9 protein-coding genes are annotated in these 12,680 nt (G+C 71.9%); 8 read left to right on the top strand and 1 reads right to left on the bottom strand.

Annotated features, from left to right (window positions below):
* Both ACWCO8_RS16155 and ACWCO8_RS16160 read left to right on the top strand, forming a co-directional pair.
* Entirely contained in the window at nucleotides 1-2,964 is a 2,964-nt protein-coding gene (locus ACWCO8_RS16155; RefSeq protein ID WP_451032719.1) for a hypothetical protein, read from the top strand.
* 134 nt (nucleotides 2,965-3,098) lie between these two features.
* Nucleotides 3,099-4,211: a hypothetical protein gene (locus ACWCO8_RS16160; RefSeq protein WP_451032720.1), complete on the top strand. Its 1,113-nt coding sequence runs from the start codon at nucleotides 3,099-3,101 to the stop codon at nucleotides 4,209-4,211.
* Between the two features lie 32 nt (nucleotides 4,212-4,243).
* Here ACWCO8_RS16160 and ACWCO8_RS16165 read toward each other — a convergent pair whose 3' ends face one another.
* Nucleotides 4,244-5,656: a glycoside hydrolase family 18 protein gene (locus ACWCO8_RS16165; protein ID WP_451032721.1), complete on the bottom strand. Its 1,413-nt coding sequence runs from the start codon at nucleotides 5,654-5,656 to the stop codon at nucleotides 4,244-4,246.
* Between the two features lie 225 nt (nucleotides 5,657-5,881).
* On the opposite strand from ACWCO8_RS16165, the gene ACWCO8_RS16170 reads away from it, so the two are divergent.
* The 6 genes from ACWCO8_RS16170 to ACWCO8_RS16195 all read left to right on the top strand — a co-directional run bounded on the left by ACWCO8_RS16170 (nucleotide 5,882) and on the right by ACWCO8_RS16195 (nucleotide 12,676).
* Nucleotides 5,882-6,634: a GntR family transcriptional regulator gene (locus ACWCO8_RS16170; protein WP_362011032.1), complete on the top strand. Its 753-nt coding sequence runs from the start codon at nucleotides 5,882-5,884 to the stop codon at nucleotides 6,632-6,634.
* Between the two features lie 195 nt (nucleotides 6,635-6,829).
* The gene (locus ACWCO8_RS16175) at nucleotides 6,830-8,539 is read left to right on the top strand and encodes a purine-cytosine permease family protein (protein WP_451032722.1); all 1,710 of its coding nucleotides are present in this window, start codon (nucleotides 6,830-6,832) and stop codon (nucleotides 8,537-8,539) included.
* Between the two features lie 156 nt (nucleotides 8,540-8,695).
* On the top strand, nucleotides 8,696-8,875 hold the full coding sequence (locus ACWCO8_RS16180; RefSeq protein ID WP_362011035.1) for an SPOR domain-containing protein: 180 nt from the start codon (nucleotides 8,696-8,698) through the stop codon (nucleotides 8,873-8,875).
* A 46-nt stretch (nucleotides 8,876-8,921) separates the two neighbouring features.
* The gene (locus tag ACWCO8_RS16185) at nucleotides 8,922-9,365 is read left to right on the top strand and encodes a (deoxy)nucleoside triphosphate pyrophosphohydrolase (protein ID WP_362011037.1); all 444 of its coding nucleotides are present in this window, start codon (nucleotides 8,922-8,924) and stop codon (nucleotides 9,363-9,365) included.
* Between the two features lie 143 nt (nucleotides 9,366-9,508).
* A complete protein-coding gene (locus ACWCO8_RS16190; protein ID WP_451032723.1) occupies nucleotides 9,509-9,949 on the top strand; it encodes an ATP-binding protein in 441 nt (146 codons plus the stop codon).
* 147 nt (nucleotides 9,950-10,096) lie between these two features.
* Entirely contained in the window at nucleotides 10,097-12,676 is a 2,580-nt protein-coding gene (locus ACWCO8_RS16195; protein ID WP_451032724.1) for a SpoIIE family protein phosphatase, read from the top strand.
* Nucleotides 12,677-12,680: the final 4 nt, after the last annotated feature.

The raw sequence follows: 12,680 nt of genomic DNA on the forward strand, positions 1-12,680 counted from the left end.
ATGCTGGACACCCCCGAGGCCGTGCTCGAGGCGATGCGGGAGAACCACGAACGCCCCCACGGCCTCCAGCGCACCGTGACGGCCGAGGAGCTCGTCGAGGCGGCCGAGCCCTTCGACAAGCCCGATGTGCTCGTCACCGCCCTCTTGGAACTGATGACCGCGTACGAGTACACGGGCGAACACCGCAAGTCCCCGGTCGTCTTCGCCCGGCTGCTCAAACTGTGGGACACCACGCCGGAGTCCTTCAGTCAGTGGGAGGCCCACCAGGTCTTCTGGCGCTTCAAGTGGGTGGCGACGTCCCTGCTGCAGGTGCCCGAGGTGCCGCTGGCCACCGTCGACAGCTGGATCGACCGGACGCGCACCCGCTACGAGGAGGCCGAGCACGACCTGCAGCCGGTGGCGGCGTTGCGCTACCACGTCGCCCGCCACACGGGCACCGGCATCCCCGACGCGTACGACCTCTGGGTCACCCGGTCCCGTACGGAGCTGAGCGACTGCGAGGCCTGCGAGACCCGGCATGTCGCCTGGCACCAGGTGGCCGCCGGTGAAGACGAAGCGGCTCTCGACACCTGGCGTCCCGTCCTCGACGGCTCGACGGTCTGCACGGAGGAGCCGCAGATGAGCCAGGCGCGCGCCCTGCTGCCGCTGCTGCGCACCGGCCGTGCGGACGAGGCCCGCTCCCACCACCTCGCCGGCTACCGGCGCGTCCGGGGCAACACCGGTCTGCAGGACGAGGTCGGTCTCCACCTGGAGTTCTGCGCCCTGTCCCGCAACGAGGGCCGTGGCCTGGAGATCCTCGCCGAGAACCGCTCGCTGTTCGAGGCGACCGGCGCCCCGCTGGCGCACCTCGGCTTCCTCACCGGTGTCGAGGTCCTCATGGCCCGTCTGGTCAAGGAGGGCCACGCCGAGACCGCGGTCGCCGGGCCGCCCGGCCGCACCTGGTCCGCCGGGGAACTCCACGCCCACGTCAACGCGGAGGCGGCGGGGCTCGCCTCCGCGTTCGACACGCGCAACGGCACAACGGCCGTCGGCGACCTCCGCGACAGCCGCCTCGCGCGGCGCCCGCTCGTCGACGAGCCCCTGCCGCTCGGTCTGCGCACGCGCACCCCCCGCGCCTCCGGGGTGAAGGAGTCCGCGCCGAAGGCGCCCGTCGTCGACCTTCCGGAGGACTTCGTCTCCCTCGTCCGCGAGGCACGCCGTCTGTCGAGCGAGGGGCACCCCGCGGACACCCGGGCATGGACCCGCGTCGACGAACGCCTCGCCGAAGACCCCGACACCGACGGCGCGCACGACGACCGGCTCGGCCCGGAGGACCTGCTGCGGGCGGAGCTCGCCGAGCACCGTGCGGCCCAGCTGGGGCGGAAGCGCGGCACGGAAGCCGTGGCCGAACTGGAGCGGGCCGCCGAGCTGTTCGAGGGTGTCGGCATGGCCTGGCACGCCCTCGCGGCCCACGCGCGCACCCTCGCCTGGAGGACCGACTTCGAGACGAGCGAGGAGGACCGGGAAGCGCTCCGGGCCCGCCTCGACGAGGCGCTCGCCCGGGCGGAACGCCTCAAGACCACCGCTCCGTTCACGGGCGAGGCCGGAGGAGCGGCTGAGATCGCGTCCGGGGACGACGTGGGCAAGCAGCGTGTCCTCGCGTACCTCACGGTCCTGAACGCCTGCGCGTACGCGGCCTACGAGGACGTCGAGCAGCAGCTGCCGGAGCCGTCCGAAGCCGCCGTGGAGCGGTTCGAGGAGCGCGTCCGCATCCTGCGGGCCGAGGCGGAGAGCCACTCCATGCCCCACCAGCTGGCCAGGGCGCGGCAGTACGCGGCGGATCTGGCCGGTCGGCGCGGCGACCTGGCGCGTGCCGAGGCGGAGTTGCGGGCGGCCATCGAGGACGTGGAGGCCTCCGGACGGCCCTGGGGCGGTTCGCGCCCCCGCGCCCTGCTCGCCCAGCTCCTGATGGCCAAGGAGGAGTGGGCCGAGGCGACGGAGTTGCTGCACGAGGCGATCGCCATCGCGGTCCGCCACGACGAGTCGGACTTCCCTTTGGCCCCGACGTACGCGCTGCTCGGCCACGCCGCATCGCACAGCGGCGACTCCGCCGGCGCCGTGCGCCACTTGTCGGAGGCCGCCTCGCGGTACGACCTGGACGGGGTGCACGACGAAGCCGCCGAGACCCGGCTCCAGCTCGCCGACGTCCTCGCCCGAGGCGGACAGCAGGCCGACGCCGTCGCCGTACTCGAATCCGTCCTCGCCGACGAGACGGTGACCGCCCTCGACCCACGCGCGCTCGCGCAGGCACGGCTGACGCTGGCGCGCGGGCTGCGGGAGCTCGACGAGTACCTGCCCGCGGCCGAGGAGTTCCTGCGCCTCGCGGACGTCGTGGCGGCGTGGGAGGACGACCGTCAGGTCCACACCCTGGTCGCCGCGGAGGCCGCGAGCACGCTGGCGATGGCCGGCCGCTGGGACGCGGCGGCCTCGGCGTACGACCGGGCTGTCGCCTCGCACGCCGAGGCCCCGAACTCGCCCGTGATCATCACCATGATGTGTGACTTCGCGCGCCTCACGATGCGGTCCCGCGAGGCCGAGGGGGTGGACGCGGCGCTGGACCACCTGGCTCAGGCCGATGCCGTACTGGCCGCTGTGCCGGAGGACACCGAGGACTTCGCCCGCTGGTACGAGAGCGGCTCCGTCCACTACCGCCGCGCCTGCGTCCTCGCGGAGGCCGAACGGTACTCCGAGGCTCTGAGCGAGGCGGAGGCCTCGATCGCCGCCCACGACGAGGGAGGCGAGTACGGCGAGATCCCGCGCGCGGAGTCCGTTCGCCTCGCCGCCCTGGTCGAGGGCAAGGGCCTGGGCCGCCCGAACGACGCGATCGTCCGCCTCACGGCGGCGGTGGCGCGTTGCCGCGGCGCGGGCCTCGACGAACCGGCCCACATCCTCGACGCCTTGCGGCAGCAGTACATGGGGCGGTAGCGGCGGCGGGCACCGCCTGAGCCCTGTCGCGGGCGGGAGGACGTGGGTCCTGCCGCCCGCGCCAGGGCTCTGACCTCGCCTTTTCGTTGGCCTGAGCTATTGCGGAGAGTGATCGCTTCGGGAATGATCCCGCCGTGACCATCCTCCTCGCCGTCGTCTGCGGCGTTCTCTTCCTCGTGCTCTACCGCCTCTTCGGCAACCCCGGCCGCATCGACGGCTGGGTCGACGAGCACTTCGAGGCATCCGCGTACGGCCTTCCGCCCCGCGAGGTGCTTGACCCGCGGCGCCCCGGTCCGCCCCCGCCGGCCCACCGGGCGGAGGAGCAGCAGGCCGTGGCCGACGCCGCGTGGGCAGGCGACTGGAAGGCGGCCGAGCGGTACGTCAGTGCGGCGGGCGAGGACTGGGACGAGCGCTGGGGCCGGCTGGAGCTTCTGCAGCACGTCGCCCGGGAGGACGACGCCTGGCTCGGTGCCTGGCGCGCCGCCGAACCCGGGAACTGCGACGCGGCCACCCTCCACGCGAGCATCATGGTCCACCGCGCCTGGGAGATCCGGGGCGGCGGCTACGCCCACGAGGTCGCGACCTCGAAGATGGACCGCTTCCGCGCCATGCTCCCGGCAGCGATCGAGGAGGCTCGGAAGGCCGCGCTGCACGACCCCGCGAACCCGGGCCCCTGGGTCGTCATGGTCACGGCGGCGCGCGGAGCGCAGTACGGCCACGCGCAGTTCAAGCCGCTCTGGGAAGGCCTTGTCGCCCGCGCGCCCCACCACTACGAGGGGCACTGGCAGGGCCTCCAGTACTGGTGCGCCAAGTGGTACGGCAGCGACGGGCGGATGTTGCGGTTCGCCCGCCAGGCGGTCCGCAAGGCCCCGCCCGGCAGTCCGCTCGCCGGGATCTACCTGCACGCGCTGAACGAGCTCACCGACCGGCCGGCCGCCGCCGCGCTGCCCGTCACGCCCATGACGAGGAACCTGCTGAAGCGGGTCGCCGCCTCCTTCGAGGGGGTCGCGCCCGACGACGAACGCCTGCCGGCCCTGCGCCATCTGCTCGCGCACTACATGCTCCGGGCGATGATGTACCGCCCCGCCCTGGAGCAGTTCCGCCTGATCGGACCGTGGTGCGGCGCCCAGCCCTGGCGCGAGAACGCGAACCCGGCCAGGGCCTTCGAAAGGGCCCGCGGCCGGGCCGCGAAGCTGTCCAGGACCCGTCCCGCCCCGACGCCGCACGTCAACGGAATGGCCCGCTAGGTCCTGTCCGACCCTGATCCGCCGGACAGGCCCTAGCGGCGGCCGAGGACGTGGTCGACGGTGGTGATCAGTTCGCCGTCGGGGGTGTCGCCGTCGAGCGACCAGAACATCGCGCCGCCGAGGCCCTTCGCCCGTACGTACGCCGACTTGGTGCCGAGCACCCACGGGTCGTCGTACGTCCAGAGGGTGGTGCCGTCGAAGAGCCAGGCGTGGCCGGTGCGCCAGTCCCTGTGGACCTTGTACGTCCCCGAGTCCGCGAGCTTCTTCAGGGCCTTGTAGTCCTCGCTCCCGTTCGCCCAGGTGCCCGTGGCGGGGCCGGTCGCGGGCTTGCCGAGGCCGTTGCCGCCGCCCGAGACGCCCGTCCAGCCCTGGCCGTAGAACGGCATGCCCACCACGAGCTTGCGGGCGGGCGCGCCGCGCCGCAGCCAGTCGTTGACGGTCTGGTCGACGCTGAAGTCACCGGACTTGGCGAAGAGCGCGGACTGCTGCGCGGTGGTGGACTCCCAGGAGCCGTGGAAGTCGTAGCCCTGGAGGTTCACGAAGTCGAAGTCCTTCATGATCTTGGGGACCTCGAAGCCCGCGTCGATCTTGGCGGGGGCGGTGGGGACGAAGGCGGTCAGCTCGTAGTGCTTGCGCTTGCCGCCGCGCTCCCGCTGCTGCTCCTTCTCGTACGCGTCGAGCTGGGTGCGGAACTCCCGTACGAGCGCGGTGAAGTTCTGCTTGTCCTCCGGGCGGAACACGGTGTCGACGTCGCCTGCCGAGGCCGGCCACTCCCAGTCGAGGTCGATGCCGTCGAAGAGACCCGCGGCGGCTCCCGCGCCGCCACGGGCGCCGTCGGTGGGCAGGTTGCCCTTGATGTGGAGATCGATGCAGGACGCGACGAAGGCCTTGCGGGAGGCGGGCGTGCGGGCCGCGTCGGAGAAGTGGGTGGACCAGCTCCAACCGCCCAGCGAGATCAGGACCTTGAGGCCCGGGTGCTTCGCCTTGAGCTCGCGCAGCTGGTTGAAGTTGCCGGCGAGGGGCTGGTCGGCGGTGTCGGCGACGCCGTCCACCGAGCCCGCCGCGTCGAGCGGGCGCACGTAGTCCGCCCACGCGTCGGCCTCGCCGGGCGTGTTGCCGGTGAAGCACTTGCCGTCCGGACTCACGTTGCCGAAGGCGTAGTTGATGTGGCTGAGTTTGGCCGCCGTGCCACTGGTCTCCAGGTCCTTGACCTGGAAGTTCCGTCCGTAGACGCCCCATTGGGTGAAGTAGCCGACCCGCTTGTAGGCGGTGTTCGACGCCGTGCTCGACGCCGTGCTCGACGCGGTGCTCGACGCCGCGTTCTGCGACGTGCGGTCGTCGCCGCGCGAGGAGGCGGGAGCGGCGCCCGCGGCGGGGGCGAGGCCGGCCACGAGGCCGAGGGAGAGGGCGGCGATCGTCAGCCGGGCAAGGGAAGTTCGACGCATGAGGCTCGTTTCCTGTGCGTGTGCCGGAAGGGAGCGGTGGTCAGCGGTGCGCGGCTGAAGTTATTGGTCTGGACCATTCCCGTCAAGGTCTCGCGCGGCTATACCTGCGGTAAGCGCAGGCGTAAAGGCAAATCATCACTTCGAGTGAAACTCTGGCCCATGCTTGCGGGTGGCCACCGAGGGTTGTCAGTCTGTAGCTGTCCGTCAACCTGAGGGGAGTGTCCTGTGACGTTCGGTGAGCAGCCCGCCTATTTGCGCGTGGCGAGCGATCTCCGGAAGAAGATCGCCAACGGCTCGCTTCCGCCGCATACCCGTCTCCCCTCGCAGGCACGCATCCGCGAGGAGTACGGGGTCTCGGACACCGTGGCCCTGGAGGCCCGCAAGGTGCTGATGGCCGAGGGGCTCGTCGAGGGCCGCTCGGGTTCGGGGACCTACGTGCGGGAGCGGCCGGTGCCGCGCCGGATCGCCCGCTCCGGATACCGCCCGCCGTCCGGCGCCAACCCCTTCCGCCAGGAGCAGGCCGCCGACGGGGCGCGTGGCACCTGGGAGTCCAGCAGCGAGCAGGACCTCGCGAGCGCCGCGGTGGCCGCCCGGCTCGGGATCGAGCCCGGGGAGCGCGTGATGCGCACGCGGTACGTGTACCGGGACGCGGGCGAGCCGATGATGCTCTCCACCTCCTGGGAGCCGCTCGCGGTCACGGGGCGGACGCCCGTGATGCTGCCCGAGGAGGGGCCGCTCGGCGGCTGCGGGGTCGTGGAGCGGATGGCGGCGATCGACGTGGTCGTGGACAACGTGGTGGAGGAGGTCGGCGCCCGCCCGGGGCTCGCGGAGGAGCTCCTCGCGCTCGGCGGCGTCCCGGGGCACGTGGTGATGGTCGTGGAGCGGACGTACTACGCCTCGGGGCGCGCGGTGGAGACCGCCGACGTCGTGGTCCCGGCCGACCGCTACCGCATCGCGTATCACCTGCCGGTGCGCTGACGGACCGTCCGGCGGTTCTCAACCGCCGGTTCACGACCGCTCGTCGGACAGGGGCGTCCGGGCCGCGTTGCCGGGAGTTTACGAGCCGTCAACTCCCGTAACCGCCTGGCAACCGCGTGCTGACGCGCGCCGTCACGCCCCGCTCCTACCTTCCTCGTCCGTACCCGCACACCGGTCGGACGACAGGAACCCTCCATGACGGATACGGTCACCCCAGCCGAGACCCCGGCTGCCGCGCCGCCACCCCGCCGCAGTTACGCCAAGCTGGCCGCCGACGAGAGCCGCGAGGACTACTCGCTCCGCTACGCGCCGCACTCCTTCCGCCGCTGGTCGCCCTCGATGGTGGCCGGCACCGCGCTCGGCGGCATCGCCTATCTCGCCGACTTCGCCATCGGCGCCTCGATCGTCTTCACCTACGGCTTCACGAGCGGTCTCGCCTCGATCCTCACCGCCGCGGCGATCATCTTCCTCACCGGCATCCCGATCGCCAAGGCCTGCGCGACCTACGGCCTGGACATGGACCTGGTGACCCGGGGCGCGGGCTTCGGCTACTTCGGCTCCACCCTCACCTCCCTCATCTACGCCTCCTTCACCTTCATCTTCTTCGCGCTCGAAGGCTCGATCATGGCCCAGGCCATGCACCAGGCCGTCGGCCTGCCGGTCGAGATCGGCTATCTGGTCACGACCCTCATCGTGATCCCGATCGTCTTCCGCGGCATGGGCGCCCTCGCCAAGGTGCAGGCCTGGACCCAGCCGATCTGGATCGTCGGCATGGTGCTCCCCTTCGTCGTGCTCGCCTTCGAGGCCCCGGACGCCTGGGGCGCCTTCGCCTCCTTCGGCGGTACGGAAGGGGCGGGTTCGGGCTTCTCCTGGATCGGCTTCGGCCTCGGCACGGGCGTCGCGCTCTCGCTCATCGCCCAGATCGGCGAGCAGGCCGACTATCTGCGCTTCATGCCCGCGAAGACCGAGGCCAACAAGCGGCGCTGGAACCTCGCCGTGCTCGCCGCCGGACCCGGCTGGGTGATCATCGGCGCGGCCAAGCAGCTCGGCGGCGCGTTCCTCGCCTTCGTCGCCCTGGAGGCCGTCGGCAAGACCCACGCCCTGGAGCCGATCGCCCCGCAGATCGAGGCGCTCAAGCCCTGGCTCGGCACCTTCGCCCTGCCGGCCGCCGCCGTGTTCGTGATCGTCTCGCAGATCAAGATCAATGTGACCAACGCCTACAGCGGCTCGCTGTCCTGGTCCAACTTCTTCTCCCGCGTCACCCACAAGCACCCCGGCCGCGTCTGGTACATCTTCCTCAACCTCGCCATCGCGCTGACGCTGATGGAGATGAACATGTTCGCGGCGCTGGGCAAGCTGCTCGGCTTCTACTCCAACGTCGGCATCGCCTGGATCGCCGCCGTCGCCGCCGACCTCGTGATCAACAAGCGGGCCGGCTGGAGCCCGCCGTACATCGAGTTCAAGCGGGCCTACCTCTACTCCGTGAACCCGGCCGGCTTCGGCGCCATGGTGATCGCCTCGACCGTCTCGATCCTCGCCTTCTTCGGTCTCTTCGGTCCGTACGCGGAGGCCTTCTCCACCTTCATCGCCGCCGGTCTCGCGCTGGTCCTCTGCCCGCTGATCGCCTGGGCCACCAAGGGCCGCTACTACTTGGCCCGCCCGAATCCGGTCAACGGTCCGGACGTCGACGTCGCGGACGTGACGGCCACGCACACCTGCTCCGTCTGCGAGACGGCGTACGAGCTGCCGGACATCGCCGACTGCCCCGTGCAGTCCGGGCCGATCTGCTCGCTGTGCTGCTCACTCGACGCCGAGTGCGGTGACGTCTGCCGCAAGGACCCCGGGGCCGCGGGACCGGTCCTGATGCCGGTGCCGACCGTCCCCCAGACCGCCCCGAAGGTCTGATCTTCGGCCTCCCTCCGTCGGTTCCCGGCCGGATCCGTACCTCTTTGTGAAAACCCGTATCCGCTGTGTAAAGGTCAGGCGTAAGGTCGGGCATATGCGGATTGCCATTTCAGGGAGATCCAAAGAGACGACCGGACCGGCGGAGGGAGAAGCCCGATGACCGACAGCGGCCCTGTCCTGCCCTGGCTGGTCATACGGCAGGACGACAACGGCAACCGCTATCGGGTCGGGCGGTACGCGACGAGGGACGAGGCGCAGCAGGTGGCCGACAGCCTCGACGACCGGGGGCACAAGCAGATGTACTGGGTGGAACGCATCGGCCAGCCGGCGGTCTGACCCGCACCGGCCCGCGCTCCGACCCGCGCGGGTTACGCTCCGGCCCATGACAGAGAGCACGTCCGACCACGTGGCCGACCACGTGGTCGTGGTCGCCGGAGCCCTGTACGACCGGGGGCGTCTGCTGGCCGCGCGCCGCAGCGCCCCCGCCGAACTCGCCGGCCGTTGGGAACTGCCCGGCGGCAAGCTGGAGCCGGGGGAGCGCCCCGAGGAAGCCCTGGTGCGCGAATTGCGCGAGGAGCTCGGCGTCGAGACCGAGCCCGGCGAGCGCATCCCCGGCGAGTGGCCGCTGAAGCCCGGATACGTCCTCCAGGTGTGGACGGCCCGGCTGCTCTCCGGCGAACCCCGCCCGCTGGAGGACCACGACGAGCTGCGCTGGCTGGCCCGCCACGAGCTGGACTCCGTCGACTGGCTCGACCAGGACCGCCCCGCCGTCGCCGAGGCAGGGCTGCGCTGGCCGTCCGGCGCCGCCGACGGGGCGCGCGGCTGAGGCTCTACGCCGTTCGTGCCACCGTGCGCCCACTGAGCCCTGCGCCGCGATATCCCGCCCCGAATATCGGGTATGTGCTGATTAACCCCCCGAAAAAGGACGTGGGCCTCCCTTCTGGTGATGGGCTGGGGAAGTGATCGGGCGTGATCGACACCGAAGGCGACCGCGTCGAGTGGCATTTCCCGGCGGAGGCCGATGCCGTGCGGACCGCTCGTCATGCGGTGCGCGACACGCTGCGGAGCTGGCGGATCGACGCGTCGGTCGGTGATGTCACCGTTCTGCTGGTCAGCGAGCTGGTGACCAACTCCCTGCGGTACGCATCCGGCCCGATCGGCGTCCGGCTCGTCCACCTCCAGCCCGACCCGGACGGCCCCGCCCACGGTCCCGCCGACGACGCCCACCGCCCCGCCCTGCTCGTGGAGGTCTCCGATCCGCTTCCGGATCCGCCCACCGAGCGGCCCGCGGGACCCGACGACGAGGGCGGGCGCGGACTCCAGCTCGTGGCTTGTTCCGCGCAGCGCTGGGGCACCCGAAAGGGCAGATCGGGCAAGACAGTGTGGTTCGAGCTGGCCCTGCCGGGTTAAGAGAGGGGAGGGACAACGATCACCATGGTCTCGGCCGGAAATGAACGAGACCACCCTGTGATCGTGAACGTCGTGCCGTCGGGGGCCGTAGTGCTGAATACTGCGGGCATGGCCGGTCCGGTGCGGTGAGCTGGAGGGGACGGTCGCGTGAGCGAGATACCTGAGACGGCGAGCGGCGTCGTGTGGCAGAGCAGCCCGCCCGGCTCGATCTATGACTACATCCGGGTCGCCTCCTTCTCGATAGGGCCCGACGGGCTCGTCGACCAGTGGAGCAGGCGGGCCGTGGACCTCTTCGGCGTGCCTGCCGACGAGGCCGTCGGCAAGGATCCGGTCGAGGCCTTCATGCCCGCCGACCTGCGCGACCGTGGTCGTCGGCGGGTCGCCGAGATCCTCGACGGCCGGGAGTGGACGGGCCTCGTCCCGTTCCGGATACCCGGGCAGAACCGGCGCGAGGGCGTCGCCGAGATGTACGTCATGCCGAGCCAGACCCCGACCGGCGAACGGGCCGCGCTCTGCATCGTCGTGGACGTGCGGGCGCTGCGGCACATCGAGACCGACCTCGCCGCTTCGCAGGCGATTTTCGGCCAATCCCCCTTCGGCTTTCTCCTCTTCGGTACCGACCTCACCGTGCAGCGGGCCAATCAGCGCTTCGCCACGGTCTTCGGCGGCTCGGCCGACGACCACCGGGGCCGTACCGTCCACGACTACCTCTCGCGGCCCGAGGCCGAGCGGATGACCGCCGCGCTCGAGCGGGTCCTGGAGACCGGCGAGTCCGTCACCGAGCTGCAGATCGTCGGCGCCCCGCCCGGCTCCACCGAGCGGCGCCACTGGTCGATCAACCTCTACCGCGTGAACAGCGGCTCCGGCCGGGCCGTCGGCGTCGCCGGTCTCGGCATCGATGTGACCCGCCGCCACAACGCGGCCCGCGAGGCGGCCAGCGCCCGCCGCAACCTCGCCCTCCTCAACGAGGCCGGTGCCCGCATCGGCAACTCCCTCGACCTGGAGGCCACCGCCCGCGAGCTGCTCGACGTGGCCGTCCCCGGCTTCTGCGACCTCGCCTCCGTCGACCTCTACCAGGGGCTGCTGACCGGCGACGAGGCCCCGCCCGGACGGTGGGGGAGCTCCCACGACGTCGGCTACGGAGCGGGCAGCGCCGAGCTGCGCCGGGTCGCCTTCGCCAGCGCCGTGTCCGACACCCCGCTCAGGAGCCCGGAGGCCACGGTCGGCTCCGACGAGAGCGGCGGCTGTTGCGGCACGGGACCCGTCGAGGTCGGCTCCGTCCACCGTTACCCGTTCAACTCGCCCTGCGCCGGAGCGCTCCGCACCGGCCGCGTACGGGCCGTACCGGGCCGCGAGGGCGGACTCGTCCAGTCCACCCTGGTCGTGCCGATGGTCGCCCACGACACCGTCGTCGGCCTCGTGCAGTTCTCCCGGGCCAAGGGCAGCGAGCCCTTCGGGGAGCGGGACCGGGCGCTCGCCGTCGAACTGGCCGCCCGCGCGGCGGTCTGCATCGACAACGCCCGCCTCTACCGCCGCGAACACGAACGGGCCCTGATCCTGCAGCGCAGCCTGCTCCCGCCCGGAGATCCCGAGGCCGCCGGCCTCGACATCGCCTGCCGCTACCTCCCCGGCACCACCGCCACCGAGGTCGGCGGCGACTGGTTCGACGTCATCGAACTCCCCGGCCACCGCACCGCCCTGGTCATCGGCGACGTCATGGGCCGCGGTCTGCGCGCCGCCGTCGCCATGGGCGAACTGCGCACGGCCGTCCGCACCCTGGCCCAGCTCGACCTCGAACCCGCCGAGGTCCTCTCCCACCTCGACGAGATCGCCCGCGGCCTCGGCGCCCCGGCGGGCGCCCAGCAGAGCGCCCGCGCCCACAAGACCCGGGGGCCGGAACTCTCCGAGGTCTACCTCGCCACCTGCGTCTACGCGGTCTACGACCCGGTCACCCGGCGCTGCACCTTCGCCAACGCCGGCCACCTTCCGCCGGTCCTCGTCGAACCGGGCGAGAAGGCCCTCCTGCTCGACGTGCCCCCCGGGATGCCGCTCGGTGTCGGCGGTGAGCCCTTCGAGGAGGTCGAGGTCGAACTGCCCGAGGGCTCCCTGCTCGCCCTCTACACCGACGGACTCGTCGAGTCCCGCGACCATCCCCTGGAGGAGGGGCTGATCGCCTTCCGCGGCGCGTTCACCGACACGGCCCTGCCCCTCGAAGACGTCTGCGACCGCGTCCTGACCACCCTTCACACCGGGCACGGCGAGGACGACATCGCCCTCCTGATGGCCCGTATCCAGGGACTTCAGTCCGAGGCGGTGGGGGACTGGCGGCTGCCGAGGGAACCCCGCTCGGTCGGCCGGGCCCGCGAACTGGCCCGCGCCCAGCTCACCGCCTGGGACCTCGAAGCGCTCATCGACACCGTCGAACTGCTCGTCAGCGAACTGGTCACCAACGCCCTGCGCTACGGCGAGGGCGAGATCAGACTCCGGCTGCTGCGCGACCGGACCCTGGTGTGCGAGGTCTGGGACGCCGGGCTCGTCCAGCCGAGACGCCGCCGCGCCCGCGACACCGACGAGGGTGGGCGCGGACTGCAGCTGGTCGGACTCCTCAGCGCCGCCTGGGGATCGCGCCGCACCCCCCGCGGCAAGACCGTCTGGTTCGAACTGCCCCTGCCGGACGGCGAGGGAACCGCGGAACCCACCGTGGAGCAGCTCCTGAGCATGTTCTGACCGC

The organism is Streptomyces sp. NPDC001927, from assembly GCF_053594455.1.

What these genes read in the sequence shown, in the direction of transcription:
- ACWCO8_RS16180 (WP_362011035.1), top strand. Translation starts at nt 8,696, where the DNA reads ATGACCGACAGCGGCCCTGTCCTGCCCTGGCTGGTCATACGGCAGGAC.
- ACWCO8_RS16185 (WP_362011037.1), top strand. Translation starts at nt 8,922, where the DNA reads ATGACAGAGAGCACGTCCGACCACGTGGCCGACCACGTGGTCGTGGTC.
- ACWCO8_RS16175 (WP_451032722.1), top strand. Translation starts at nt 6,830, where the DNA reads ATGACGGATACGGTCACCCCAGCCGAGACCCCGGCTGCCGCGCCGCCA.
- ACWCO8_RS16155 (WP_451032719.1), top strand. Translation starts at nt 1, where the DNA reads ATGCTGGACACCCCCGAGGCCGTGCTCGAGGCGATGCGGGAGAACCAC.
- ACWCO8_RS16165 (WP_451032721.1), bottom strand. Translation starts at nt 5,656, where the DNA reads ATGCGTCGAACTTCCCTTGCCCGGCTGACGATCGCCGCCCTCTCCCTC.